The sequence below is a fragment of the Sphingomonas sp. DMC6 genome, assembly GCF_056314225.1.
This window is the reverse complement of sequence record NZ_JBQUYT010000001.1, coordinates 780,579-807,012: the sequence shown is the minus strand read 5'-3', so window position 1 is coordinate 807,012 and position 26,434 is coordinate 780,579. Positions and strand designations below refer to the sequence as shown.

22 protein-coding genes are annotated in these 26,434 nt (G+C 66.7%); 17 read left to right on the top strand and 5 right to left on the bottom strand.

All coding sequences use genetic code 11. The features are described from left to right. The first annotated feature begins 8 nt into the window (after window positions 1-8). Genes ACT53M_RS03595 through ACT53M_RS03570 form a run of 6 tightly spaced genes read left to right on the top strand, consistent with a single transcriptional unit; the run spans window position 9 to window position 6,167 of the window. A complete protein-coding gene (locus tag ACT53M_RS03595) occupies window positions 9-740 on the top strand; it encodes an enoyl-CoA hydratase/isomerase family protein (protein WP_476231511.1) in 732 nt (243 codons plus the stop codon). After that, complete coding sequence (locus tag ACT53M_RS03590) at window positions 737-1,468, top strand: N-formylglutamate amidohydrolase (protein ID WP_476231510.1); 732 nt, start codon at window positions 737-739, stop codon at window positions 1,466-1,468. The genes ACT53M_RS03595 and ACT53M_RS03590 overlap by 4 nt, the downstream gene beginning before the upstream one ends. A gap of 11 nt (window positions 1,469-1,479) precedes the next feature. Further along, window positions 1,480-3,201: a dihydroxy-acid dehydratase gene (gene ilvD / locus ACT53M_RS03585; protein ID WP_476231508.1), complete on the top strand. Its 1,722-nt coding sequence runs from the start codon at window positions 1,480-1,482 to the stop codon at window positions 3,199-3,201. A gap of 40 nt (window positions 3,202-3,241) precedes the next feature. Then, window positions 3,242-3,580, top strand: coding sequence for a hypothetical protein (locus ACT53M_RS03580; protein WP_476231506.1), 339 nt, complete (start codon window positions 3,242-3,244; stop codon window positions 3,578-3,580). Further along, window positions 3,577-4,980, top strand: coding sequence for an NAD(P)H-hydrate dehydratase (locus ACT53M_RS03575; protein ID WP_476231504.1), 1,404 nt, complete (start codon window positions 3,577-3,579; stop codon window positions 4,978-4,980). Before ACT53M_RS03580 ends, ACT53M_RS03575 begins: the two co-directional genes overlap by 4 nt. Continuing rightward, window positions 4,977-6,167, top strand: coding sequence for a class I SAM-dependent RNA methyltransferase (locus tag ACT53M_RS03570; RefSeq protein ID WP_476231503.1), 1,191 nt, complete (start codon window positions 4,977-4,979; stop codon window positions 6,165-6,167). The genes ACT53M_RS03575 and ACT53M_RS03570 overlap by 4 nt, the downstream gene beginning before the upstream one ends. Window positions 6,168-6,176: 9 nt before the next feature. Here ACT53M_RS03570 and ACT53M_RS03565 read toward each other — a convergent pair whose 3' ends face one another. Together ACT53M_RS03565 and ACT53M_RS03560 are read right to left on the bottom strand one after the other, a co-directional pair. Then, entirely contained in the window at window positions 6,177-6,593 is a 417-nt protein-coding gene (locus ACT53M_RS03565; protein ID WP_476231502.1) for a hypothetical protein, read from the bottom strand. Window position 6,594: 1 nt separating this feature from the next. After that, complete coding sequence (locus tag ACT53M_RS03560; RefSeq protein WP_476231500.1) at window positions 6,595-7,083, bottom strand: hypothetical protein; 489 nt, start codon at window positions 7,081-7,083, stop codon at window positions 6,595-6,597. A 293-nt stretch (window positions 7,084-7,376) separates the two neighbouring features. Between ACT53M_RS03560 and dnaE the strand changes: the two genes are divergently transcribed. Further along, window positions 7,377-10,856: a DNA polymerase III subunit alpha gene (gene dnaE / locus ACT53M_RS03555; protein ID WP_476231499.1), complete on the top strand. Its 3,480-nt coding sequence runs from the start codon at window positions 7,377-7,379 to the stop codon at window positions 10,854-10,856. A 223-nt stretch (window positions 10,857-11,079) separates the two neighbouring features. Continuing rightward, entirely contained in the window at window positions 11,080-12,669 is a 1,590-nt protein-coding gene (locus tag ACT53M_RS03550) for a long-chain fatty acid--CoA ligase (protein ID WP_476231498.1), read from the top strand. Between the two features lie 22 nt (window positions 12,670-12,691). On the opposite strand, the gene ACT53M_RS03545 is transcribed toward ACT53M_RS03550, so the two are convergent. Both ACT53M_RS03545 and ACT53M_RS03540 read right to left on the bottom strand, forming a co-directional pair. Continuing rightward, window positions 12,692-13,453, bottom strand: a complete 762-nt coding sequence (locus ACT53M_RS03545) for a class II aldolase/adducin family protein (RefSeq protein ID WP_476231497.1) — start codon at window positions 13,451-13,453, stop codon at window positions 12,692-12,694. Between the two features lie 289 nt (window positions 13,454-13,742). After that, window positions 13,743-15,170 (bottom strand): helix-turn-helix domain-containing protein, encoded by a 1,428-nt coding sequence (locus tag ACT53M_RS03540; RefSeq protein WP_476227548.1) that lies wholly within the window; start codon window positions 15,168-15,170, stop codon window positions 13,743-13,745. A gap of 104 nt (window positions 15,171-15,274) precedes the next feature. Here ACT53M_RS03540 and ACT53M_RS03535 point away from each other — a divergent pair, with 104 nt between their 5' ends. The 8 genes from ACT53M_RS03535 (at window position 15,275) to ACT53M_RS03500 (ending at window position 24,509) form a co-directional block, all read left to right on the top strand. Next, the gene (locus ACT53M_RS03535) at window positions 15,275-16,801 is read left to right on the top strand and encodes an acyl-CoA carboxylase subunit beta (protein ID WP_476231495.1); all 1,527 of its coding nucleotides are present in this window, start codon (window positions 15,275-15,277) and stop codon (window positions 16,799-16,801) included. A gap of 23 nt (window positions 16,802-16,824) precedes the next feature. Beyond that, window positions 16,825-17,244 (top strand): methylmalonyl-CoA epimerase, encoded by a 420-nt coding sequence (gene mce / locus ACT53M_RS03530; protein WP_476231494.1) that lies wholly within the window; start codon window positions 16,825-16,827, stop codon window positions 17,242-17,244. A gap of 153 nt (window positions 17,245-17,397) precedes the next feature. Then, window positions 17,398-19,557 carry a methylmalonyl-CoA mutase gene (gene scpA / locus ACT53M_RS03525; RefSeq protein WP_476231493.1) on the top strand — a complete coding sequence of 720 codons (2,160 nt, stop codon included), beginning with the start codon at window positions 17,398-17,400 and terminating at the stop codon, window positions 19,555-19,557. Window positions 19,558-19,645: 88 nt separating this feature from the next. Continuing rightward, entirely contained in the window at window positions 19,646-20,410 is a 765-nt protein-coding gene (locus ACT53M_RS03520; protein WP_476231492.1) for a glycosyltransferase family 25 protein, read from the top strand. Then, the gene (gene bioB / locus ACT53M_RS03515; protein WP_476231491.1) at window positions 20,410-21,429 is read left to right on the top strand and encodes a biotin synthase BioB; all 1,020 of its coding nucleotides are present in this window, start codon (window positions 20,410-20,412) and stop codon (window positions 21,427-21,429) included. The genes ACT53M_RS03520 and bioB overlap by 1 nt, the downstream gene beginning before the upstream one ends. Beyond that, window positions 21,429-21,644 carry a hypothetical protein gene (locus ACT53M_RS03510; RefSeq protein WP_476231490.1) on the top strand — a complete coding sequence of 72 codons (216 nt, stop codon included), beginning with the start codon at window positions 21,429-21,431 and terminating at the stop codon, window positions 21,642-21,644. Before bioB ends, ACT53M_RS03510 begins: the two co-directional genes overlap by 1 nt. Next, complete coding sequence (locus tag ACT53M_RS03505) at window positions 21,644-23,650, top strand: acetyl-CoA carboxylase biotin carboxylase subunit (RefSeq protein WP_476231488.1); 2,007 nt, start codon at window positions 21,644-21,646, stop codon at window positions 23,648-23,650. Before ACT53M_RS03510 ends, ACT53M_RS03505 begins: the two co-directional genes overlap by 1 nt. Before the next feature lie 172 nt (window positions 23,651-23,822). Continuing rightward, window positions 23,823-24,509 (top strand): hypothetical protein, encoded by a 687-nt coding sequence (locus ACT53M_RS03500; RefSeq protein ID WP_476231487.1) that lies wholly within the window; start codon window positions 23,823-23,825, stop codon window positions 24,507-24,509. Between the two features lie 385 nt (window positions 24,510-24,894). On the opposite strand, the gene ACT53M_RS03495 is transcribed toward ACT53M_RS03500, so the two are convergent. Further along, a complete protein-coding gene (locus ACT53M_RS03495; protein WP_476231486.1) occupies window positions 24,895-25,377 on the bottom strand; it encodes an RNA pyrophosphohydrolase in 483 nt (160 codons plus the stop codon). 92 nt (window positions 25,378-25,469) lie between these two features. Here ACT53M_RS03495 and ACT53M_RS03490 point away from each other — a divergent pair, with 92 nt between their 5' ends. Beyond that, on the top strand, window positions 25,470-26,384 hold the full coding sequence (locus ACT53M_RS03490; protein WP_476231485.1) for a histone deacetylase family protein: 915 nt from the start codon (window positions 25,470-25,472) through the stop codon (window positions 26,382-26,384). Window positions 26,385-26,434 lie beyond the last annotated feature (50 nt).

The window sequence follows — 26,434 nt, the reverse complement described above, 5'->3', positions numbered from 1 at the left end:
GCTTCGGCATGATTGATGTCCAATGGGATGGGCCGGTCGCCACGATCGCGTTCGCACGCGCCGATGCCCGCAATGCCATATCGATTGCCGGCTGGGACCAACTTGCCGCGGCTGCCGGACAGGTTGCCGCGGCACGGGTGGTGCTGATCGCCTCTGCCGTTCCCGGCATTTTCTCTGCGGGCGCCGATATCGGTGAGTTCGCCCGGTTGCAGGCGGAGCCGGCGATGCGGACGCGCTTTCGCCTGGCGATGCAGGCCGGGATCGAGGCGATCGCTGCGCTGCCGATGCCGGTGATCGCTGCCATCGACGGTGGCTGCTTCGGCGCGGCCGTGGCGCTGGTGCTGGCGGCGGACCTGCGGATCGCGGGCGACGGCGCCGAGTTCGCGGTCACGCCTGCAAAGCTGGGGCTTGGCTATCCGCGCGGCGATGTCGCCCGGCTGGTCGCTCGCGTCGGTGCGGGCCATGCCGCAGCCTTGCTGTTCAGCGGCGAGCGGATCGACGCCGATCGTGCCGAACGGATCGGTCTCGTCGAACATCGCGCCGCGGACGGGATGGCGGCGGCACGCGCGCAGGCGCAGAGCATCGCCGCCAACGCCCCGCAGGCGATCCGGCAGCTCAAGCGGGCGATCCATGCGCCGACCGCCGCGCTCGATGGCGAATTCGAAGCGGCCTTTGGTGGCGACGAACTGGTCGCGGGCCTCGCCGCCTTCCGCGCCCGGCGGCCGGCGAGTTTCGCATGAGCGTCGCCGAACAACTGGGTGGCGGCGCGCAGGATCTGCTGTTGCTGTGCGATCACGCGTCGAACGCGGTGCCCGAAGACATTGATCTGGGTATCGATCAGGCGCTGCTCGACCTGCACATCGCCGTCGACATCGGCGCGGCCGATGTCACCCGGGCGCTGGCGGCACGGCTCGACGCGCCGGCGATTCTCGCCACCGTGTCGCGGCTGGTGATCGACCTGCACCGCGAGCCGGACCATAGCGGCCTGATCCCCCACCGCAGCGACGGGCACCTGATTCCCGGCAATGCGCCGGTGGATCGCGCCGGCCGCATCGCCCGCTTCCACGCGCCTTATCACCGGCTGCTCCGCGATCAGGTGCGGCGCCAGCGGCCAGCGCTGATCCTGTCGATCCACAGCTTCACGCCCTGCCTCGAACATGGCGGGACGCCGCGGCCATGGGAGGTGGGCGTGCTCTATAACCGGGATACCCGCGCGGCACTCCCGGCGATCGACTGGCTGCGGGGGCGGGGCCTAGTGACCGGCGATAACGAGCCCTATTCGGGCCGGCTGCTGAATGCGACGCTCAACCGCCATGCCGAGGGGCAGGGCATCCCCTCGATCGCCATCGAGATCCGCAACGACCTGATCCGCGATGCCGATGGCGTTGCGCGGTGGAGCGAGATTCTCGCCGACCTCGCAAATTTCTTGCGCAATAGTCTTGCGCGAAAGGGTGTTCCCGCGACATAGGCTTGCGCGCCATGACCAACCGATTCGACAAGTCCAAGCTCCCCAGCCGCCACGTTTCCGTGGGGCCCGAGCGCGCGCCGCACCGCAGCTATTATTATGCCATGGGGATTTCCGAGGAGGATATCGCCAAGCCGTTCGTCGCGCTGGCCAGCGCCGGCAACGACAGCGCGCCGTGCAACACCACCCTCGATTTCCAGGCCGATGCCGCCCGCCAGGGCGTGATCGCGGGCGGCGGCATGCCGCGCCGGTTCAACACCATCACCGTTACCGACGGCATCGCCATGGGCCATCAGGGCATGAAGTCCTCGCTGGTCAGCCGCGAAGTGATTGCCGATTCCGTCGAGCTCAGCGTGCGCGGCCATTGCTATGACGCGCTGGTCGCCTTTGCCGGCTGTGACAAGTCGCTGCCGGGCATGATGATGGCGATGCTGCGCCTGAATATCCCGTCGATCTTCGTCTATGGCGGTTCGATCCTGCCGGGCCGCTATGAGGACCGCGATGTCACCGTGGTCGACGTGTTCGAGGCGGTGGGCAAGTTCGCGGCCGGCAACTGCCCGCTCAAGGACCTTACCGCGCTTGAAAAGGTTGCCTGCCCAGGGCATGGCGCGTGCGGCGGCCAGTTCACTGCCAACACGATGGCGTGCGTCGGCGAAGCGATGGGCCTGTCGCTGCCCAACAGCAACATGGTCCCCGCGCCGTACAAGAGCCGCGAGGAAATCGCGATCGCGGCGGGCGTGCAGGTGATGGACCTGCTTGAAAGGAACATTCGCCCGCGCGACATCGCGACGCGCGCCGCCTTCATCAACGCCGCGCGCGTGGTGGCGGCGACCGGCGGCTCGACCAACGCGGCGCTGCACCTGCCGGCGATGGCCAATGAGGCGGGGATCGAATTCGACCTGCACGACGTGGCCGAGGCGTTCAAATCGACCCCGTACATCGCCGACCTCAAGCCGGGCGGCCGCTATGTCGCCAAGGACATGCACGAGGCCGGCGGCGTCTATATGCTGATGAAGACGATGCTGGCGAACGGCCTGCTCGACGGCAGCTGCATGACCGTGACCGGCAAGACGCTGGGCGAGAATATCGACCAGGTCACCTGGAACCCCGACCAGAAGGTGATCTACGACGTGAAGACGCCGCTGTCGCCGACCGGCGGCGTGGTGGGCTTGCGCGGCACGCTGGCGCCCGAGGGTGCGATCGTGAAGGTAGCGGGAATGAAGCGGCTCCAGTTCGAAGGGCCGGCCCGCGTGTTCGATTGCGAGGAGGATGCGTTCCAGGCGGTCGAGCACCGCCAGATCAATGAAGGCGAAGTCATCATCATCCGCTATGAAGGGCCGAAGGGCGGCCCGGGCATGCGCGAGATGCTGTCGACCACCGCCGCGCTCTATGGCCTGGGCATGGGCGAGAAGGTGGCGCTGATCACCGATGGGCGCTTCTCGGGCGCGACGCGCGGCTTCTGCATCGGCCATGTCGGGCCGGAGGCGGCCGAGGGCGGCCCGATCGCGCTGGTCGAAAACGGCGACACGATCCGCATCGACGCCGAGGCCGGTACCATCGACCTCGACGTGCCGGCGGCAGTGCTCGCCGAACGGCGTGCGCGGTGGCAGCCGCGGACCAACGACTATCAGGCGGGGGCGCTGTGGCGCTATTCCCAGAATGTCGGCCCGGCGTATAAGGGCGCGGTGACGCACCCCGGAGCCAGCGCCGAAACCCATGTTTACGCAGACATCTAGCGCAGGCTTGCTCCTGTTGCTGGCCGGTTGCGGCGCCCAGGTGACCGACAAGGTCGCCGAGGCCCGCAAGCGGGCCAATGCCGAGGCGATGGCGCGGGCGGAGGGCAAGATCGCCTGCGCCGCCGCCGGTGCCACGCAATTCGCTTTCGTCTGCGCCATCGACCGGGTCTATTCCCAGGACGGGCTGTTCCTGACGCTGCGCCACCCCGATGGCGGGTTCCGCCGGCTGCTGGTGACGCAGGACGGGCGCGGCGTGGTCGCGGCCGACGGCGCCGAACCGGCGCAGGTCACGCCCGTAGGTCCCCATGAGATCGAAGTGGCGATCGGCGACATGCGCTATCGCCTGCCCGCGACGATCCGCACGGTGGCGAGCCGGTGATCCCCGCGGGCGCCCCCATCCTGACCGCCGCCGCAATGCGCGCCGCCGAGGAGGCGGTGTTCGCGCGCGGGGTGCCGCAGGCCGAATTGATGGAGCGGGCCGGCGCGGCGGTGGCGCGCGAAGTGGTGCGCTTTGCCACCGGGCGCCCGGTGCTGGTGCTTGCAGGGCCCGGCAATAATGGCGGCGATGCCTATGTCGCCGCGCGACACCTGAAGGCAGCCGGGTTGGACGTGCTGGTAGCTGCATCGGGCGCACCCAAGGCCGGCGCTGCGGCGGAAATGCACGCGCGCTGGGGCGGCGAGACGACCTCGCTCTATGCCGCCAAGGCGCGGCCGGTACTGGTCGACGGGCTGTTCGGCACCGGGCTTGCCCGTCCGCTGGAGCGCAGCCTGGGTGCCATCTTCCGCGAGCTGTGCGGGGCGGCTGCGTTCCGCGTGGCGATCGATATTCCCTCGGGGCTCGATACCGACACCGGCGCCGATCTCGGCTGTCCCTCCGGCATCGACGTGACGGTGGCGCTGGGCGCGCTCAAGCCCGCGCACCTGCTCGACGAGGGGCTGGCACGGTGCGGCCATGTGCTGCTCGCGGACATCGGTATCCCTGTCACCGGCCGGTGGCAGAGCGTCGCACGGCCGAAGCTGTCGGCGCCGGGGCCGCAAAGCCACAAATATAGCCGCGGCCTTGTCGCGGTGGTCGAAGGCGCGATGCCGGGAGCGGCGCGGCTGGCGGTGCGGGCGGCGATGGCGGGCGGAGCAGGCTATGTCGTGCTCGCAGGGCCGGACGTGCGGGGGCCAGGGCCGGATGCGCTGGTGCGGCGCGGCATCGTCACGGTCGAGGATCTTACCGAATTTCTGGCCTGGGACCGGATCGACGCCGTGGTGCTGGGGCCGGGACTGGGCCGCGATCGGCGCGCGGAAACCTTCCTGCGCGCGGCGATGGCGGTGGACAAGCCGCTGGTGCTGGATGGTGACGCGCTGAGCCTGCTCGGCACGACCGCGCCCGACTGGCTGGCGCGGCGCGCCGGACCGACTTGGATCACCCCGCATGCCGGCGAGTTCGACCGGATGTTCACCGGCGACGGCAGCAAGATCGATCGCACGCTGGAGGCGACCCGGCGCGCCAATGCCACTGTCGTCCACAAGGGGGCCGACACGGTGATCGCCAGCCCGGACGGCACGGTGCGCGTGCTGTCGGGCGCGTCCTCCTGGCTGTCCACGGCGGGCACCGGCGATGTGCTGGCGGGCCTGCTCGGCGCGCAGGTGGCGGGCGGCGCGGGCGGGGTTGTCGCAGCGGCGACGGCGGCCTGGCTGCATGGCCGCGCGGCGCAGCTTGCGGGGCCGGCATTTTTCGCCGATCAGCTCGTCGCTCAACTGCCGGAAGCGATTGCCGAATGTCTGTGAGCGAAGTGGAAGTGGTGCGCGTCGCCGCGCGTGGCGATGGCGTGACGGCGGACGGCCGGCATTTCCCGCTGACGGCGCCGGGCGACCGCGTGACGGCGGCGGGCGAAGTTCTGCCCGGCCCGCACCACCAGCAGCCGCCCTGTCGCTACTTCCCGCAATGCGGTGGCTGTCAGCTCCAGCATCTCGACGATGCGGCCTGGAGCCGCTTCATCACCGATCGGGTCGGCTCGGCGCTGGCGGCGCAGGGCTTGTCGGCGGAGATTCGTACGCCTTTGCTCTCCGCCTCGCGCACGCGCCGGCGGGCCACGCTCCATGCCGAACGGCGCGGCAAACAGGTGCGAATCGGCTTTACCGAGGCGGGCAGCCACAAGCTGATCGACCTGACTGAATGCCATATTCTGGCGCCGGACCTGTTCGCGCTGCTCGCCCCGCTGCGGCGGCTGTTCATGACGCTACTGCCTGACGCGCGGCGTGTGAATGTCCACCTCGCCCAGACCGATCAGGGCCGTGACGTGCTGGTCGAAGGCATCGATCCCGATGGCCTCGCCGCTGCGGAAGCGATCACCGCCTTCGCCCAGGCAGAGCGGCTGGCGCGGTTCGCGATCGACGAGGGCTTCGGCCCCACCGCCCGCTGGGAACCGGAGCCGGTTACGATCACGCTGGGGGGCGTGCCGGTACCGATGCCGAGCGGCAGCTTCCTGCAGGCGACGCCCGAAGGCGAGGCGGCGCTGGTGGCGTGCGTGCGCGAGGTCGTCGGGGGCGCCCGCAATGTGGCGGATTTGTTTGCCGGACTGGGCACCTTCACCTTCGCGCTGGAAGGCGCGCGCGTCTATGCAGGCGAGGCGGCGCGCGACGCGATCCTGTCGCTGACGGCTGCAGGTGCACGCGCGGGCCGTACGGTCTTCGCCGACCATCGCGACCTTTTTCGCCGCCCGGTGACATCGGCCGAGCTGGGCAATTTCGACGCGGTAGTGCTCGATCCGCCTCGGGCGGGTGCGCGCGAGCAGGTGGAGGCGCTGGCCGCGTCCGCCGTGCCGCACATTGTCTATGTGTCGTGCAATCCCAGTACCTTCGCCCGCGATGCGGAGACATTGTGCAAGGCCGGGTATCGGCTGGATTGGGTGCAGCCGGTGGGGCAGTTCCGCTGGTCGACCCATATCGAACTGGCGGCGAAGTTCAGCCGCTAACCCCTTCGTTCAGTGCAGTGTGCCGGGTAGCTGGATCGGGCGCTGCTGTGCTGGCGGCGCGGCATCGTCGCGCTCGTCGCCGCTGACCAGCCGGCCGAGATGGGCGAGCATCGACAGCATCGCCGTGGCGCCGTCGAACGAGCCGCCGCGCGGATCGCGATAGCTGGTCGCAGGGCCGTTGCGGGGCACGCGCCGCCGCGGAGGCCGCGAAAGGCGATTCATGCGATCAGCCACCGCTGCCGAATCCCCGAACCGCGAGGCTTCGCGCCACACCACCCGCATGCCACGCGGCACCTGCGTCCAGTCGCCATGCTCGGTGCGGATCAGGTCGCACCCGCAATGATGGCACTGGCTGAACTCCAGGCCCTGGTTCCGACGATGCTCGCTCGCCGCGACATGCCCGGTGATGGTGCACAGCAGCGTCATCTTACGATACTCCTTGAGACGATTGGGTGGGCTTGCGGGTGCGCAGGCGGAATTCGGCGATGCTCCGGAACTGCTCGTCCTCGCTCTGCAGCGCGATGTCGGGGTTCCAGATTTCGAAGCCGTCGCCCGTGCCGACGAACAGCGCCAGCCCGTCGATGCGGCCGAGATGGCGCATGGCCGGGGAAATCTGCAGCGTTTCGGCATCGCAGGCCAGCCGGTCGGAAAGGCCGAAGGTGCGGCGCATCCGGCCATAGTGATTGCGCGCATCGTCGCCACGGCTTTCTTCCAACCGCCGCCGCCGTTCGGCGCGTGCCCGCAAGCGCTTCAACTGACCGCGGCTGTAGGCGACGAGGCAACGGTCGGATTCATGCTTGGCAACGACGAGATCGCCCGCTTCCTCGTGGAGGGCATCGGCGACGAAGTCGGGAACCGGCACCTTGCCTTCCGCATCGACTTCGCAGATCGCGCTGCCATGATAGAGGGCGTTCATCGGCTCGAACTCGCTTTACCCGCGCCGCCCCGGAGAACGGCACAAACGTTTGTACTACCCGCCGAAGTAAGTGCCTGCATGCACCAGTCCGGACGGGGACGGCCGGAAAGCCAAGGGAGGGAATGCTTTCCGGCCGTTAACCAAACACTGGCGCCGAGACCGGTGAGTCGCCAGTTCGGAGGGTTCCCATCCGATACCGCGCGTTAAGGGCAACCCCGTAACGATCGGGAAATTCTGTGGACAGCAGGCGCTTGCGGGTTGGCAAATCGTCCGCTGGACCCCAAGGTTCCGGCATGGCGCATTCCGGTTTCGTCCCCCTCAGGGTCTTTTCGTCCTTCACCATGCTGGAAGGCGCGATCGACCCCAAGGCGATCGCCAAGCACGCGAAAAGCCACGGCTTTCCTGCGATCGCGGTGGCGGACCGCAACGGCCTTTATGCCGCGATGAGCTTTTCGGATGCGTGCAAAAAGGCAGGCGTCCAGCCGATCATCGGCACGCTGCTCGCGGTCAAGCGATCGAACCTGGCCGAAGGTGCCAATGTGCCGATCGACTGGCTGGCGCTCTATGCCCAGGACGAGACCGGCTATGCCAATCTCTGCCATCTCGTCTCGCAGGCGCATCTCGACCGGCCGATCGAGGAGGATGCGCATGTCCCCTTCGCGGCGCTGGAAGGGCGGACCGATGGGCTGCTCTGCCTGACCGCCGGCGGCGAGGGCGCGCTGGCGCGGCTTTATGCCGAGGGCCAGGACCGGGCGGCAGAGGCCTATGCGACGGCGCTTGAAGGGCTGTTTCCGAACCGGCTCTATATCGAGCTTTCGCGGCGGGGCGACGATGTCGAGGCGCGCGCCGAGGAAAAGCTGATCGACCTTGCCTATGCGCGCAACCTGCCGCTGGTCGGCACCAACCCGGCCTGCTTTGCCGATTCCGGTTTCCATGAGGCGCATGACGCGATGCTGTGCATCGCCAATTCGTCCTACATCGCCAGTGACGAGCGTCCGCGCTCCTCGCCCGAGGCATGGCTGAAGCCGGCCGAGACGATGCAGCGCGACTTCGCCGACCTGCCCGAGGCGATCGCCAACACACTCGTCGTCGCCCAGCGCTGCGCCTATGCCGCACCGAAGCGCAAGCCGATCCTGCCCAGCCTCGCCGGCGACCGCGAGGGCGAGGCGGCGATGCTGCGCGAACGGAGCTGGGCCGGGCTGAAGGACCGGCTCGATTTCGCCGGCATCACCGATCCGGCCGAGGTGGAGGTCTATAACCAGCGCCTCCAGTTCGAACTCGACATCATCATTCAGATGGGGTTCCCGGGCTACTTCCTGATCGTTGCGGACTTCATCCAGTGGGCGAAGTCGCACGACATTCCGGTGGGCCCGGGGCGTGGTTCGGGGGCGGGTTCGGCGGTCGCCTGGGCGCTGACCATCACCGATCTCGATCCGCTCAAGCTGGGGCTGCTGTTCGAACGCTTCCTCAACCCGGAACGCGTGTCGATGCCCGACTTCGACATCGACTTCTGCGAAACCCGGCGCGGCGAAGTGATCCGCTATGTGCAGGAGAAATACGGCCGCGATCATGTAGCGCAGATCATCACCTTCGGTACGATGAAGGCGCGCGCCGTGATCAAGGACGTCGGCCGCGTGCTGCAGATGAGCTATGGTCAGGTCGATCGTCTCGCCAAGCTGATCCCCAACCACCCGACCGACCCGTGGACGCTGGAGCGCACGCTCAACGGCGTCAGCGAATTCGTTGCCGAATATAATGGCAATGAGGATGTGAAGAACCTGATCGACCTGTCGATGCGGCTGGAAGGCCTGCCGCGCCACAGCTCGACGCACGCCGCGGGCGTGGTGATCGGCGACCGGCCGCTCGCCCAGCTGGTGCCGCTCTACCGCGATCCGCGCTCGGACATGCCCGTCACCCAGTTCGACATGAAGAATGTCGAAGGCGCGGGGCTGGTGAAGTTCGACTTTCTCGGCCTGAAGACACTGTCGGTGCTGAAAAAGGCGGTGGTACTGCTCGCCAAGCGCGGGGTCGATGTGAATCTCGACCGGCTCGATTGGGACGATGAAGGCGTCTACGCCCTGCTCCAGCGCGGCGACACGGTGGGCGTGTTCCAGCTCGAATCCGAAGGCATGCGGCGCACGCTGACGGCGGTGCGGCCGACCAATTTCGGCGACATCGTCGCGCTCGTCTCGCTCTATCGCCCGGGCCCGATGGACAACATCCCGACCTTCGGCGCGCGCAAGGCCGGGCGGGAGCCGATCGTCTATCCGCACGACCTGCTGGAGCCGATCCTGAAGGAGACCTACGGGATCTTCGTTTATCAGGAACAGGTAATGCAGGCCGCGCAGATCCTGGCCGGCTATACGCTGGGCGGCGCAGACATGCTGCGGCGCGCGATGGGCAAGAAGATCAAGGCGGAAATGGACGCGCAGCGCGCCATTTTCGTGAAGGGCTGCAAGGAGGTGAACGACATCTCCGCCGCCAAGGCGAACGAGCTGTTCGACTTGATCGACAAGTTCGCCGGCTACGGCTTCAACAAGTCGCACGCCGCGGCGTACGCGCTGCTCGCCTATCAGACGGCGTGGCTGAAGGCGCATCATCCGCACGAATTCTTCGCCGCGTCGATGGCGTACGATATCCACCAGACCGACAAGCTGGCGGTGTTCGCCGACGATATGCGGCGGCTGGGCATCGACGCGTTGCCGCCCGACATCAACGAGAGCGAGGCCGACTTCACCGTGCAGGCGCAGGGCGAGGGGCTGGCGGTGCGCTATGCGCTGGGCGCGTTGAAGGGCGTGGGCGAGCGGGCGATGGAGCTGCTGGTCGAGGAGCGCGAGGCCAAGGGCCGCTTCGCCAGCCTCGACGATTTCGCCAAGCGTGTCGATCCGCGCGTGCTCAACAAACGGCAGCTTGAAACGCTCGCCGCGGCGGGCGCGTTCGACAGCATCGAAGCAAATCGCGCTGGTGTACATGCGGCGGCGGAGACGATCCTTGCGGTTGCGCAGCGCGACCATGCCAGCCGGATCAGCGGGCAGGGCGGCCTGTTCGGCGATGCCGAGCCGGCGGGCGGCGGCGTCACCGTCCCGCGCGACGCGGTGTGGACGATGTCCGACAAGATCAACGCCGAGAAGGATGCCTTCGGCTATTATTTCTCGGCGCATCCGCTCGATCGATACGAGCATCTGTTCCGGGGGCAGGGCGTGCGCGACATCGCCTCGCTGCCGGAAATGAACATCCCCGAAGGCGCGCGGGTGAACGCGCAGATCGCCGCGCTGATCGAGGATTGCCGCTATCGCACCTCGGCGCGCGGCAACCGTTATCTGATGGCGTCGATCTCCGACCGGAGCGCGCAGATCCAGACCTCGTGCTTCGACGAGCTGATCGCGAAGGACATGGAGGAGTGCGCCAAGGGCGCCGGCTGCGCGATCCTGACGCTGGAGCTGGACAAGCGACCGGGCGAGGACACGCCGCGTGCGGCAGTGAAGCGGGTGCAGCCCTTCGATACGCTGGCAGGCACGACGCAGCTCGTGATGGAAATCCGCATCGAGGACCCGGCGGTGCCGGCGCGGCTGGCGGAGCTGGTCGGCGAGTTGCGCGGTGGGGGCAGGGGAGAAATCCTGGTCCATGCGCCGATCGACGGCGGCGAGGCGACGGTGATGCTCGGCCGCGGCTTCCGGCTGGATACCGAGCTGGCCGCACGGATCGAGGCGCTGCCGGGGGTAAAGGCGGCGTCGCTGATGCCCGCGAGCATGAAGCTGGCGGCGGCGGCCTAACCTATGCCGTCATGCCGGCGAAAGCTGGCATCTCCCGCAGCTCGCCGCGACGGTTTGGGCTGCAACGGGAGGCCCCAGCTTTCGCTGGGGCGACGGTCGCGCTGATGGGATCCATCGTCCGGTACGTCGTTTTCCGGAAACACGATGTAACCCTTCGCCCTCTCGACTTCCCCCCGGAATCCGGCCTATCCTCCTGCAAAACAGCCACGCAATGGAGAGGCATATGCTGGGCGGCATGCAGGATTTCGAACTTCGGGTATCCACGCTCCTCGATCACGCCGCGCGCGAACATGGGCCGCGCGAGATCGTCACGCGCTGGGCCGACGGTAGCGAGACCCGCACCACCTGGGCCGGCATCGCGCACGACGCGCGGCGGATGGCGCAGGCGCTGGAGCGGCTGGGTGTCCAAAAGGGCGACCGCGTCGCAACGCTGGCGATGAACCATGGCCGCCACCTCGTCGCCTGGTATGGCGCCACCGGCATGGGGGCGCTGATCCACACCATCAACCCGCGCCTGTTCGACGACCAGCTCGCCTATATCGCCAACCATGCCGAAGACCGGGTGCTGCTCTACGACCGGATGTTCGCGGCCGTAGTCGAGCGGCTGAAGCCGCAGTGGAAGACGATCGAGCACTATATCTGCTTCGACGATCTCGGCCCCGACGGCTTCGAGGCGTGGATCGCCAGGGAAGATGGCGACTATGCCTGGGTCAAGGGCGACGAACGCGAGCCGATGATGCTCTGCTACACCAGCGGCACCACCGGCAATCCCAAGGGGGTGATGTACACCCACCGCTCGACCGTGCTCCATGCGCTCACCGAATTGCAGCCGGCAGAGTTCGATCTTTCCACCCAGTCGGTGGCGATGCCGATCGTGCCGATGTTCCATGCGGTCGGCTGGGGCCTGCCCTGGGCGGCACCGGCGGTGGGGGCGAAGCTGGTCTTCTCGGCGCTCAACGATCCAAAGATCCTGTGCGAACTGATGAACCGCGAGAAGGTGACGCATTCGGCCGGCGTGCCGACCGTCTGGTTTGCGATGTTCCAGCACATCGACGCGACCGGGATCACGCCCGAGCATCTGAAGATCGTCACCATCGGCGGATCGGCGGCGCCGCGTGCGATGATCGAGCGGCTGATGCGCATGGGGATGCGCGTCAACCACGCTTGGGGCATGACCGAGACGAGCCCGATCGGCACCATGGGCGCGCCCTCCGCCGACTGGGAAGAGCTCAGCTTCGACGCGCAGGTCGATCAGGTGAGCAAGCAGGGCAAGGTGCCGTACGGCGTCGAGCTGCGCACCGTCGATGATGAAGGCAATGTCCTGCCGCGCGATGGCAAGAGCTCGGGCCGGCTGCAGGTGCGCGGGCCCTGGGTGATCGGGCAATATTATCGCGAGGAGAAGCCGGCGGTCGATGCCGACAACTGGTTCGATACCGGCGATGTGGCCGTGCTCCATCCCGACGGCGTGATGCAAATCACCGACCGGGCCAAGGACGTCATCAAGTCGGGCGGCGAGTGGATCAGCTCGGTCGAACTGGAGAATTGCGCAGTCGGCTGTGCGGGCGTTGCCGAAGCGGCCGCGATCGGGGTGCATCATCCGCGCTGGGAGGAGCGGCCGATCCTGCTGGTGGTGCGCAAGCCCGATAGCGGCGTGACCGCGCAGGACATCCAGGCGCATCTGGCCGCCCATGTCGCCAAATGGTGGCTGCCGGACGAAATCCATTTCGTTGACAGCCTGCCGCACACCGCCACCGGCAAACTGCTGAAGATGGCGATCCGCGAGCAATACAAGAACTACTCGCTGGCGGCGTGAGGGAAGTTGGGTAGCTGGCGGGCTATTCCCGCCAGCTCCGGTCGATCCGGTCGACCAGCCGCACCATCGCCGCGAAGTCCGCGGCGCCCGGGCCGCCCGGCACCTGCGCCATGTGCAGGTCGCGCTGGTGGACGGCGACGACCTCCGGCGAAATCTCGATCGGCGTGCCCATGCCCATCGTCGCGACCTGGATCTCGCACGCGCGTTGCAGCGCCCAATGCTTGATGAACGCCTCGGGCAGGGTGCGGCCCATCGCCAGGATGCCGTGATTGCGCAGCAGCATCACTCTTTTGTCGCCCAGATTGGCGAGCAGCCGTTCGCCCTCTTCCTCGCGCACGGTCACACCTTCGAAATCATGGTAGGCGATCTGGCCGATAAAGTTGCAGGCGTAGAAATTGGTCGCGCGCAGCCCGCCTTCCAGTGACGCGACCGCCATGCCGGCAGTGGTGTGGCTGTGCATGATGCAATGCGCGTCGGGCAAATGGCGGTGGAACAGCGCATGCTGGACGAAGCCGGCGCGGTTCACCGGATAGGGCGAGTCGTCCACCTTGTTGCCGTCAATGTCGATCTTGACGAGGTTGGATGCCTTTACCTCGCTGAAATGCAGCCCGAACGGGTTGATGAGGAACGCGCCGTCCTGATCCGGCAGCTTCACGGTGATGTGGTTGTAGATCATCTCCGACCAGCCGAGCATGTCGAACACGCGGTAGCAGGCGGCGAGCTGCTGCCGCGCCTCCCATTCGGCGTCGCTGACCTGCGGCTTCTGGGCAAGGGTGGTGGCCATGGAACCTCTCCGGATTGTGCTTTTCGAGTGTCGGGTATGCCATGAAAGGGCGGGGGAGGGCAATTGCACCGTCGGTCGTGCCCGTCGTCTTGCCAGCGGACGCTGACATCTCCGCTTATCCTGTTTGGCTTTTTCTCTCCCCTCCCTGCATCGCAGGGAGGGGCGGGGGTGGGTCCGCCGCCGTCAGGCGGCGGGACTCGCTGTCAGTTAGGGAGGATAGTCTTTGGAGCGCGCAGACGCGCGCACCCACCCCCGGCCCCTCCCTTGCAGGGAGGGGAGGCTGAGAGCCTTACCTAAACCCGTATGGCACCGCGCGTCGCCGGTCGGGATCGATCTCGATCGCCGATCCCGCCGGCGGAAAGGCACGCTGGTCGCAGTCCATGCGCGGGCAGATACGGCACGAGGCGCCGATCGGCGTCGCCGAACCCCCGGTGCGCAGCGCGTCGGCATAGACGAAGTCCGCGGCATGTTCCTCCTCGCAGCCCAACGCCACGGCGTAGCGGCGCGGCGGCCGGGTGAAGCTGCTCGAGGGTTTCACCAGCCCCTTGGCCATCGAGACATAGCGTGTCCCGTCCGGCATCTCGGCAAGCTGGACGAGAATGCGGTCGGGGATCGCCACCGCTTCATGCACGATCCACAAGGGGCAGGCGCCGCCCAGCGCCGCGAACTGCAGGCGCGTGGCCGAATGGCGCTTGGTGATGTTGCCCGCCATGTCGACGCGGCAGAAGAACACCGGCAGTCCCTGCGCGCCCGGTCGCTGCAAGGTCGACAGCCGGTGACATGCCTGTTCGAAGCTGACCGCGAAGCGCTGGCGCAGTCGGTCAATATCGTGCCGCACTTCATAGGCGGCGGCGCGGAACCGGCCATAGGGCATCAGCAGCGCACCCGCCGCGTAATTCGCCAGCCCTACGCTCAGCAACTCGCGCGCGGCCGGGGAGGCCAGGCCGGCGCCGTCTATAACCGCGCGCATCTCGTTGGAAAATTCGTAGCGCACGAGTCGATGCGCGAGCAGGAACGCGCGGCTTTCGGGCGGCAGGGCATAATCGAGCGCGAGTGTGCGCGTCGCCTCGTCGAACCGGCTGAGGTCGCCGCTCTCGGGCGTGCTGCCGATCACGCGGACGCCGTGCCACAGCCGCAGTCGATCCTCGAACGCGCGGATCATATTGTCGTCGTCGAGTGCCAGCGCATCGGCCAGCGTTTCCGCCGACCGGTCGATCGCGTCGATATAATTGCCCTCGGCCTGAAACCAGTCGCGCACTTCCTCCCAGGGCAGGGGGGCGGCATCGCCTGAGCCGGTATCGAACCGGTCATCGAGCACGCGCAACTGCTCCTGGCTGCGGCGCCACGCGTCGTGCAGCGCCACCATGCGGCGGGCCAGCAGGGGCTGCTGCTCGATGCCGCGCCGGACATCGGCTTCCTCGATCCGGTCGGCAGGAATGCTGCTGTCGGTCGCGGCGTCGATGGCGCGGAGCAGTGCTGCGGTCACGGCCTCGCCGTTGATCTCCGCTGCCTCGACCGGAAATTCGCGGGCGAGCGCGAGCAGTACGACATCGGTGATCGGCCGGTCGTTATTCTCGATCTGCGAGAGATAGGATACCGATATGCCCAGCCGCTGCGCCATGCCCGCCTGGGGGATGCCCAGCCGGCGCCGCAATTCGCGCAGGCGAAAGCCTTCGAACAGGCGGCGGCGGGGCGCAATAGCGGGGTTGCTGGCCATATGCCTTGATATTCCGCAAACCTGATCAACGCAACTTTGCAACATTGCATTTGCCGCCATGGCATGGCCCGTTGCAGAAGGCGCGGCCACGGAGAGAGATGCCGATGTCGTCGACGATCGAGGAACTGGAACGCCGCCGCGCGGCCGCTCGCCTGGGTGGCGGGCAAAAGCGCATCGACGCGCAGCACGCCAAGGGCAAGCTGACCGCGCGCGAGCGGATCGAGGTGCTGCTCGACCAGGGCAGTTTCGAGGAGCTCGACATGTATGTCGAGCACAATTGCACCGATTTCGGGATGCAGGATCAGGTGATCCCCGGCGACGGCGTGGTCACGGGCTCGGGCACGATCAACGGCCGGCTCGTGTTCGTGTTCAGCCAGGATTTCACCGTGTTCGGCGGTTCGCTGTCGGAACGGCACGCGCAGAAGATCTGCAAGATCATGGATATGGCGCTGAAGGTCGGCGCGCCCGTGATTGGCCTGAACGACAGCGGCGGCGCGCGCATTCAGGAGGGCGTGGCCAGCCTTGGCGGCTATGCCGAGGTATTCCAGCGCAACGTGCTCGCTTCGGGCGTCGTGCCCCAGCTCAGCCTGATCATGGGGCCGTGCGCCGGCGGCGCCGTGTATAGCCCCGCGATGACCGACTTCATCTTCATGGTGAAGGATTCATCGTACATGTTCGTCACCGGCCCGGATGTAGTGAAGACCGTTACAAACGAGATCGTCACGCAGGAGGAGCTGGGTGGAGCGGTGACGCATACCACGAAGTCGGGGGTCGCTGACGTGGCCTTCGATAATGATATCGAGGCGCTGCTCGCGGCCCGCGACTTCGTGGACTTTCTGCCGGCCTCGAACCGCGAGGCACCGCCCGAGCGGCCGTGCGACGATCCCTGGGATCGCATCGATGAAAGCCTCGACACGCTGATCCCGCCCAGCGCCAACCAGCCGTACGACATGCACGAGCTGATCCGGAAGACGCTCGACGAAGGCGAGTTTTTCGAGCTGCAGCCGGGCCATGCCGGCAACATCCTGATCGGCTTCGGCCGGATCGAGGGGCGCACCGTGGGCGTGGTGGCGAACCAGCCGATGGTGCTGGCGGGCTGCCTCGACATCAACGCCTCGAAAAAAGCCGCGCGGTTCGTGCGCTTCTGCGATGCGTTCGAAATTCCGATCGTCACCTTTGTCGACGTGCCCGGCTTCCTGCCGGGTGTCGGCCAGGAGCATTCGGGCATCATCAAGCACGGCGCCAAGCTGCTGTTCGCCTATGCCGAGGCGACGGTGCCGAAGATCACGGTCATCACCCGCAAGGCCTATGGCGGCGCCTATGACGTGATGAGCTCGAAGCATCTGCGCGGCGATCTCAACTATGCCTGGCCGACGGCCGAAATCGCGGTGATGGGCGCCAAGGGCGCGGTGGAGATCATCTTCCGCGGCAAGACGCCGGAGGAAATCGCGAAGCGGACTGCCGAGTACGAGGCGCGCTTCGCCAACCCGTTCGTGGCGGCGAGCAAGGGCTTTGTCGACGAGGTCATCATGCCGCACTCCACCCGCCGCCGGATCGCGCTGGGCTTACGCAAGCTGCGCAACAAGCAGCTCGAGAACCCGTGGAAGAAGCACGACAACATCCCGCTTTGATGCGGGCCTGATTGAGGAATGCCATGAAACTGGGCCGTCTCAACCATGTCGGCGTCGCCACGCCGTCGATCGAAGCGTCGATCGCCTTCTATCGCGACGTGATGGGTGCAACGGTGATCCGCGCGCCGTTCGACCTGCCGGCGCAAGGCGTGAAGGTGTGCTTCGTCGATACGCCGAACAGCCAGATCGAATTGATCGAGCCGCTGGGCGAGGCGTCGCCGATCCATGGCTTCCTCGCGAAGAACCCGGCGGGCGGACAGCACCACCTCTGCTACGAAGTGTCCGACATCCACGAAGCCAAGGCATGGTTTGAGGCCAAGGGCTGCAAGGTCCTCGGCGAACCGCGCATCGGTGCGCATGGCACGCCGATCTTCTTCGTCCACCCCAAGGACATGGGCGGAGTGCTCACCGAAATCATGGAGACGCCGCGTGGGGAGCATTGATCTTTTCTCCCTCTCCCCTTGTGGGAGAGGGAAGGGGCCCGCCGCCGCAGGCGGTGGGAAGGGTGAGGGGGACGTAGCCTCTTCGCCCCTGTCCCCCTCACCCTTCCGCGCACTGCGCGCGCTCCCTCCCTCTCCCACAGGGGGAGAGGGAGCATGACCGACAACCCCACCCTCGACCAATGGTCCGCCGCTGCCGCGAAGGAAGTGAAGGGCGCTGACCTGACGTGGCAGACGCCGGAAGGCATCGCCGTCAAGCCGCTCTACACCGCCGCCGACGTCGCCGAGGTCGACCCCGGCCTGCCCGGCTTCGCGCCCTTCACCCGCGGCGTGCGCGCGTCGATGTATGCCGGCCGTCCCTGGACGATCCGGCAATATGCCGGCTTCTCCACCGCCGAGGAATCGAACGCCTTCTACCGCCGCAACCTCGCCGCCGGTCAGAAGGGCCTGTCGGTCGCGTTCGATCTCGCCACCCATCGAGGCTATGACAGCGATCATCCCCGCGTCGTCGGCGATGTCGGCAAGGCGGGCGTGGCGATCGACACGATCGAGGACATGAAGATCCTGTTCGACGGCATCCCGCTCGATCAGATGTCCGTCTCGATGACGATGAACGGCGCGGTGATTCCGGTGCTCGCCTTCTTCATCGTCGCGGGCGAGGAGCAGGGGGTTCCGCAGGAGAAGCTGGAAGGGACGATCCAGAACGACATCCTGAAGGAGTTCATGGTTCGGAACACCTATATCTACCCGCCCGAACCGAGCATGCGGATCATCTCCGACATCTTCGCCTATACCAGCGCGAAGATGCCGAAATTCAACAGCATTTCCATCTCTGGCTATCACATGCAGGAAGCCGGGGCGACGCAGGTGCAAGAGCTTGCCTTCACCATCGCCGACGGCATGGAATATGTGAAATACGGCGTCGCCTCGGGCCTCGACATCGACAAGTTCGCCGGGCGCCTCAGCTTCTTCTTCGCGATCGGCATGAACTTCTTCATGGAAGTCGCGAAGCTGCGGGCCGCGCGCGTGCTGTGGCACCGGGTGATGACGCAGCTGGGTGCGAAGGACGAGCGCTCGAAGATGCTGCGCACCCACTGCCAGACCAGCGGCGTGTCGCTCACCGAGCAGGACCCGTACAACAACGTCATCCGCACCACGATCGAGGCGATGGCGGCGATGCTGGGCGGCACCCAGAGCCTCCACACTAACGCGCTCGACGAAGCGATCGCGCTGCCGACCGACTTCTCCGCCCGCATCGCCCGCAACACCCAGATCGTGTTGCAGGAAGAAACGGGGATGACCAGGGTCGTCGATCCGCTGGGCGGCAGCTATTATGTGGAGAGCCTGACGCAGCAGCTGGTCGACAAGGCCTGGGAGATCATCGAGCGGGTCGAGGCCGAGGGCGGCATGGCCAAGGCCGTGGCAGCGGGTTGGCCCAAGGCGATGATTGAGGAAGCCGCCGCCGCCCGGCAGGCGCGCGTCGATCGCGGCGAGGACGTGATCGTCGGCGTCAACAAATACCGGCTGGCGAACGAGGAACTGCTCGAGACTCTAGAGGTCGACAATGCCGCAGTGCGCGAGGCGCAGATCGCCCGCATCCAGCGCGTTAAGGCGGGCCGCGACGAGGCGGCATGCCAGGCGGCGCTGGCGAAGCTGCGGGCAGCGGCGAAAGCCGGAGCGTCCCAGGGACTCGAGAACAACCTCCTCGCGCTCGCCGTCGAAGCCGCCCGCGCCCGCGCCACCCTCGGCGAAATCAGCGCGGCGATGGAGGATGCCTTCGGCCGCTATGCCACCGTCCCCACCCCGGTGCAGGGCGTCTATGCCGCCCCCTATGCCGAGGACGATAGCTGGGCCGAAGTGGTGCGCGGCGTCGAGGCGGTCGAACGCCGCCTTGGCCGCAAGCCGCGCATGCTCGTCGCCAAGATGGGGCAGGACGGGCATGATCGCGGTGCCAACGTCATCGCCTCTGCCTTTTCGGACATGGGATTCGAGGTCGTCAGCGGCCCGCTGTTCCAGACGCCCGAGGAAACCGTGGTGCTCGCGCTGGAGAGCGGCGTTGACGTGGTCGGTGCCTCCAGCCTCGCCGCCGGGCACAAGACGCTGATCCCCGAACTGATCCGCGGCCTGCGCGAAGCGGGGCGCAGCGACATCCGCGTCATCGCCGGCGGCGTGATTCCGGCGCAGGATTATGAGTTCCTGCGCGCGGCGGGCGTACAGGCCATCTTTGGCCCCGGCACAAATGTCGTTAAGGCGGCGGCAGAAGTGCTCCGCTTGCTGGGGCACAACATGCCCCCCTCCGGGGAACTGGCGGCGTGACCCCAAGCTCGCTCCCGCACCTGTCTGCTAGCTGCCGGTGGCGTAACTCGGTAAAACCGGCAGGTTGCATTATTGGGGGGCTTGGGAAATGACTGTGCTGGACGTGCGCATTATAAGTTTGCGCAATCAAACTGCGCGCCGTTCGGCGGTGCAAGATGCCCTCAAAGCATTTCCGCATGCGTGGCATTTTTTCGATGCCTGCGACAAAGACACGCCCTGCGCAGTCGAACCGGATGCTGATCGCCAGAGGCTGTTGTTTGGACGAACGTTGACAAACGGCGAAATCGGATGCGCGAAAAGCCATCTGTCGGTTCTGGATGCCTTTGTCCGTTCGTCACCCGCGCAATGGCTCTTGGTGCTGGAGGACGACGTCTGGGTCGATACCGCTTTCGACTTCGCGGCGCTTTCCGCCTTTTGTGACAGCAACGACATCGGTTACATGCGGCTGTACGCCAAATACTGGAAGCGTTCGGAATTTCTTGGTCTTTGGCGTACGCGGAACGTCATCCGCTTCCTCACCGACCCCTATGGGGCGCAGGCCTATCTAATTCGAAAAGATGCGGCCGCGCGGTTTCTGGCGACGGTTCAATCGATCGATATGCCAATCGATGACGAAATGGGCCGCTTTTGGCTGAATGGATTGACGCCATACGCCCTTTTTCCTTTTCCGGTAATCGAGCGCGATGCACCGTCCAGCCTTGAGGGAGAACGCGCCGGCGCGGCTATGGCCCGGCAGAGCCCGGGCCTGCTGCAACGGTCGACGGCGAAGGTGCAGAAATTGCTATGCAACAGGCGGCTTAAACGCAAGGACGGCGAGATTCGCCTGGCGCTCTGCGCCTCCTCTCCAATTTGATGGATCGATCTGTGTTTGAAAATCAGCCAATTCGTACCGACTGGACTCGCGAGGAAATCGCCGCGCTGTTCGACCTGCCGTTCACCGAGCTGGTGTTCCGCGCGGCCGCAATCCACCGCGCCAACCACCCGGCCAATCAGGTCCAGCGCTCGACGCTGCTGTCGATCAAGACCGGCGGCTGCCCGGAGGATTGCGGCTATTGCAGCCAGTCGGCCCATGCCGATACCGGCCTGAAGGCGACCAAGCTGATGGACCCGCGCGCAGTGCTGCAGGCGGCGGCGCAGGCCAAGGACCATGGCTCGACCCGCTTCTGCATGGGCGCCGCCTGGCGCAACCCCAAGGACCGCGACATGCCCGCCATTGTCGAGATGGTGAAGGGCGTCCGCGCGATGGGCATGGAAACCTGCATGACGCTCGGCATGCTCACTGACAGCCAGGCAAAGACGCTCGCCGATGCCGGGCTCGATTACTACAACCACAATATCGATACCTCGCCGGAGCGGTACGGCGAGGTGATCACCACCCGCAGCTTCGAGGAGCGGCTGGAAACGCTGGAGCATGTCCGCGAGGCGGGCATCAACGTGTGCTGCGGCGGCATCGTCGGCATGGGCGAGACGCGCGGCGACCGGGTGGGCTTCATCCATGCGCTGGCGACGTTGCCGGTGCATCCGGGCAGCGTGCCGGTCAACGCGCTGGTGCCGGTAAAGGGCACGGTGCTGGGCGACATGCTGGCCGACACGCCGCTCGCCAAGATCGACGATATCGAGTTCGTCCGCACCGTGGCGGTGGCGCGGATCACCATGCCGCGCTCGATGGTCCGTCTGTCGGCCGGCCGCGAGAGCATGAGCGATGCCACCCAGGCGCTGTGCTTCCTAGCAGGCGCCAACTCGATCTTCACCGGCGACAAGCTGCTGACCGCAGGCAATGCCGGCGACGACAAGGACGCCGCACTGTTCGCGCGCTTGGGGCTCACGCCGATGGCCGCGGAGTGCAAGGTGGAGCTGGAGGCGGCGGAGTAGTGAATCGGATCAAATGGATCAAATTCGCAGTAGGCCTCCCCATGTTGGTATTCGGTTGGCTGATATGGACCCTGCTGGCGAATACCATTCTTGAGCGATGGTCGCCGGAGGCGAGAGGCATGACGCTGATAATCGGCGGATTTGCCTATTTTGTCCTTAGCATGGTGCTGGGGCAGACGATTGCCAATAGCATTACACATCAGCGGAGCCGCTAATGTTCAAGAAAATCCTCGTCGCCAACCGTGGCGAAATCGCGTGCCGGGTTATGCGTACGGCCAGGAAGATGGGCATCGCCACGGTCGCGGTCTATTCGGATGCGGATGCCCGCGCGCCGCATGTGCGGATGGCGGACGAGGCGGTGCGGCTCGGGCCGGCGCCGGCGGCGGAGAGCTATCTCAAGGCCGATCTGATCCTTGCTGCGGCCAAGGCGACGGGCGCCGACGCGATCCACCCCGGCTATGGCTTCCTCTCCGAGCGCGAGAGCTTCGCCAAGGCTTGTGCCGAGGCGGGCATCGCGTTCGTCGGCCCGCCGCCCGGCGCAATCGCCGCGATGGGCGACAAGATCGAATCGAAGAAGCTCGCCAAGCAGGCGGGCGTGAACGTCGTCCCCGGTTTCGTCGGCGAGATCGCGGATACGGAGCATGCGGTGCGGATTGCCGCCGAGATCGGCTATCCGGTGATGATGAAGGCCTCGGCCGGCGGCGGCGGCAAGGGCATGCGGCTGGCCTGGAGCGAGCTGGATGTCCGCGAAGGCTTCGAGGCGACCAAGCGCGAGGGGCTCGCGAGCTTCGGCGACGACCGCGTGTTCATCGAGAAGTTCATCGAAAGCCCACGCCATATCGAAATCCAGGTGCTGGGCGACCAGCACGGCAACATCGTCTACCTCAACGAGCGCGAATGCTCGATCCAGCGCCGCCACCAGAAGGTGGTCGAAGAGGCGCCGTCGCCCTTCGTCACGCCTGAAATGCGCAAGGCGATGGGCGAGCAGGCGGTCGCGCTGGCGCGGGCGGTCGGCTATTACAGCGCGGGCACGGTCGAGCTGATCGTATCCGGCGCCGACAAGACCGGGCAGGGCTTCTACTTCCTCGAAATGAACACCCGCCTGCAGGTGGAGCATCCGGTGACCGAGGCGATCACCGGGCTCGATCTGGTCGAACAGATGATCCGCGTTGCGGCGGGCGAAAAGCTCGCCTTCGGGCAGGCGGATGTGAAGATCAACGGCTGGGCGATCGAGAACCGCGTCTATGCCGAGGATCCCTATCGCGGCTTCCTGCCGAGCACGGGGCGCCTGGTGCGCTACCGGCCACCTGCGGCCGAAAAAGCGGGCGAGGGCTATATCCGCGTCGACGACGGCGTCACCGAAGGCTCCGAGATCAGCATGTTCTACGATCCGATGATCGCCAAGCTGATCACCTGGGCGCCGACCCGCGACGCGGCGGCGGACCTGCAGGTGCAGGCGCTCGACCAGTTCCGCATCGACGGCATCGGCCACAATATCGATTTCCTGTCTGCTATCATGCAGCATCCGCGCTTCCGCTCGGGCGAGCTCACCACCGGCTTCATCGCCGAGGAATATCCCGAGGGCTTCCACGGTGCCCCGGCCGCGCCGGAGCTTCAGCGCAAGCTTGCGGCGGTCGCAGCGGTGCTCGACCGGATCCGCGCCGAGCGTGCAGCCGGCATTTCCGGCCAGCTCGACGGGCCAGTGTCGAGCGGCCAGGCACGGGTCGTGCGGCTGGGCGAGGACGAATGGACGCTGCACGTCACCGAACAGGCGGAAGGCTGGCAGGTGGACGGTGCCGGCGCGCCGATCCTGCTGACCGGGACCTGGCGGCCGGGCGAGCCGCAGTTCGCCGCGACGATCAACGGTGTGCCCTTCGCGGTGGCGGTCGACCGGCTGCGCACCGGCTGGAAGCTGACCGCCCACGGCGCCGCGCACCGGCTGGAAGTCTATCAGCCGCATATCGCCGGCTATCGCCGCCACATGATCGAAAAGATCCCGCCCGACATGAGCAAGTTCCTGCTCGCGCCGATGCCGGGTCTGCTCACCCGCCTGCACGTTGCCCCCGGCGATAAGGTGGAGGCGGGGCAGCCGCTCGCGGTGGTAGAGGCGATGAAGATGGAGAATATCCTGCGCGCCGAACGCGCCGGGGTGGTGAAGGCGGCGAATTTCGGTGCCGGCGACAGCCTCGTGGTGGACGCGGCGATCCTCGAATTCGAATAAGGATCGCAGCGCCTTTCTGACGGACCGCTGGCACTAGCACTTTTGGGCAGCTTCTTCGGCAGCTTTGGTTATTTCAGGGATTGCCGAGTTAACCCTGATTGTCGCAGAACGGACCGGGGCAATCTAGGTACCGGCGGTGCCGCGCGGGTGCTGCGGGACCGGGAGGGGCGCAATGCAGGAAGACGACGGCTTCACCCGATGGATGGAAGCGTGCGCCGCGGGTGAACTGCTCGGCATCGCCACGGCCGTGCTGTGGTGGACCACCGTCGACCGGTTCGATCCGGTGCCGACCGGGCAAGGTGCTGAAATCGCCATGTTCATCGCCAAGAGCGCGAGCGGACTGCTGCAAGGCGCCGTGCTCGGGTTCCTCCAGGGTTGGGCCTTGCGCCGCCAGTTCCCCGCGTTGCGGCCCGGCCGCTGGGCGCTGGTGACGACGCTCGTTGCTGTCGCGCTCTGGACGATCGGCGCCTGGTATGCGGTCTTCCCGCCCGCCGATGGCGAAAACCTGATGCCGCCGGTGCAGACCCTGTTCCAGACCGCGCTGACCGCTGCCGGATTCGGGCTGGGCGTGGGGCTGTTGTTCGGGGCGGTACAGGCGCTGGTGCTGCGCGGCGTCGCCCGCAACGCCCATTGGTGGGTGGCGACCAACGCGGTCGGATGGGGGGCGGCCTTGCCCTGCATCTATATCGCAGCGTCCGTGGGCAGCAGCGCGCCGGGATCGCTGGAGATCGCGTTCCGCGGGCTGGTGGGCGGCGTTGCGTCGGGCCTGGTGCTGGGCATCGTGACCGGCCTTTCCTTTGCCGTCATGCCCAGCCGCCATGGCGCCGCGCCCTCGCCGGAGCAGCAGCCGCTTTTCTAGCGGGCGAAGCGGGCGGAGGCGCCCGCCATCCCCTTGTTTTCGTGGCGTTGTTCGCCATATGTTCCGGGCTACCTGCTGGCGGCCCGGCTCTTTGAATTCGTTGAACGCAGCAACAGCCCCCGCGATCGCGCGTGGGCCTCAACTTCCTGAACTTCACACGCTGCGCGAAACCGTAAACTTCCTGAACTTCGCGAAGCGAGCCGATCGCGCGTGAGCCTAAACTTCCTAAACTTCGCCGCGCTTGCGCTGGCATGACGATGGGGGTGCTGTCTCCATCCGAGAAACGTGCTTTAGCCTAAACTTCCTAAACTTCACGGTGCAGGAAGGCGCCATCGCGATCGCCGCGAGCGCCCTGATGCACTCCATCAGGCGCCCCTGACTTCCCCTATTCCGGCAAGTGCGGCGCGAAGACCTCAAGGATCTGCTGATACAGTGCGCGCTTGAAGGGCACGATCAGCTCGGGGAGTTCCGCCGGCTCGGCCCAGCGCCAGGCGCGGAATTCGGGTTCGGCGGTAACGATGTTGATCTGCTCGTCCTCGCCCAGAAAGCGGAACAGGAACCAGCGCTGCCGCTGGCCGCGCCATTTGCCCTTCCAGATCTTGCCGATCAGATCGTCGGGCAGGTCATAGAAAAGCTCGTCGGGCGCCTCCGCGACCAGTTCCACCAGATCGCGCACCACGCCGGTTTCTTCCCACAGCTCGCGAAAGGCGGCTTCGAGCGGGTCTTCGCCCGGATCGATCCCGCCCTGCGGCATCTGCCAGGCCTCGACCACCGAATCGAGCCGCTGGCCGACAAACACGCGGCCATGGCGGTTGAGCAGCATCACGCCGGCACAGTGGCGATAGGGAAGCGAAGCGATGTCGGTCATGGCCGCTCCTCTATCCGGCTTCGCGGGGCGGCGGAAGAGTGCGGCCGCAGGGGCAGCTTTATCGCGGACGTGGACCGCCCTAGCTTGGGGGCGTGATCCCCGTCGTCCACCACCCCAGCTATGTCGCCCCGGCACCCGCGCGCAGCACCTATCAGTGGAACAAGAACGGGCTGGTCCGCGACCTGCTCCGCGAACAGGCGGGTGCCATCGCCTGGCACGAACCCGATCCGATGCCCCGGCACTGGATCGAGGCGGTGCACGACCCCGATTATGTCGCCGAAGTGATCGAGGCGCGGGTGCCGCCGGAAAAGACACGGCGGATCGGCTTTCCGGTGACGCCGGAAGTGGCGCTGCGGGCCAGCTATGTGCCCGGCGGCACCTGGCTGGCGGCGCAACTGGCGTTGCGGCACGGCTATGCGGCGAACAGTGCGGGCGGCAGCCACCATGCGCTGGCCGATACCGGCGCCGGCTATTGCGTGTTCAACGATCTGGCGATCACGGCAGTGCGGCTGGTGGAGGAAGGCGATGTATCGCGCGTGCTGATCGTCGATTGCGATGTGCATCAGGGGGATGGCACGGCCGCGCTGACCGCCGGCCGGCCGGAGATCGCGACCTATTCCATCCATGCCGAAAAGAACTTCCCGGTGCGCAAGGCACGCTCGACGCTGGATGTAGGCCTGCCCGACGGCACCGGCGATGACGACTATCTCGCCGCGCTGGAGGAGAGTCTGGTCCCGCTGCTCGACCAATTCGCACCCGATCTGGTGCTATATCAGGCCGGCGTCGATCCGTTCGGGGGCGACCGGCTGGGGCGGCTGGCGCTGAGCGGGGAGGGGCTGGAGGCGCGTGACCGCTGGATCGCCCGCACGCTGCGCAGCCGGGGCATTCCCTTCGCCAGCGCGCTGGGCGGCGGCTATGGCGAAGATGCGATGGAGGTATCGCGTCGTCACCTCGCCTCGATTCTGGCGCTGGGGCGCGAGGTGGCGCGCTTTTCCTCGCCCGCCTGACCTGTCCCAGCGTACAGGTGGCGGCGTGGGTCGCCGATGCGTTTCTGATC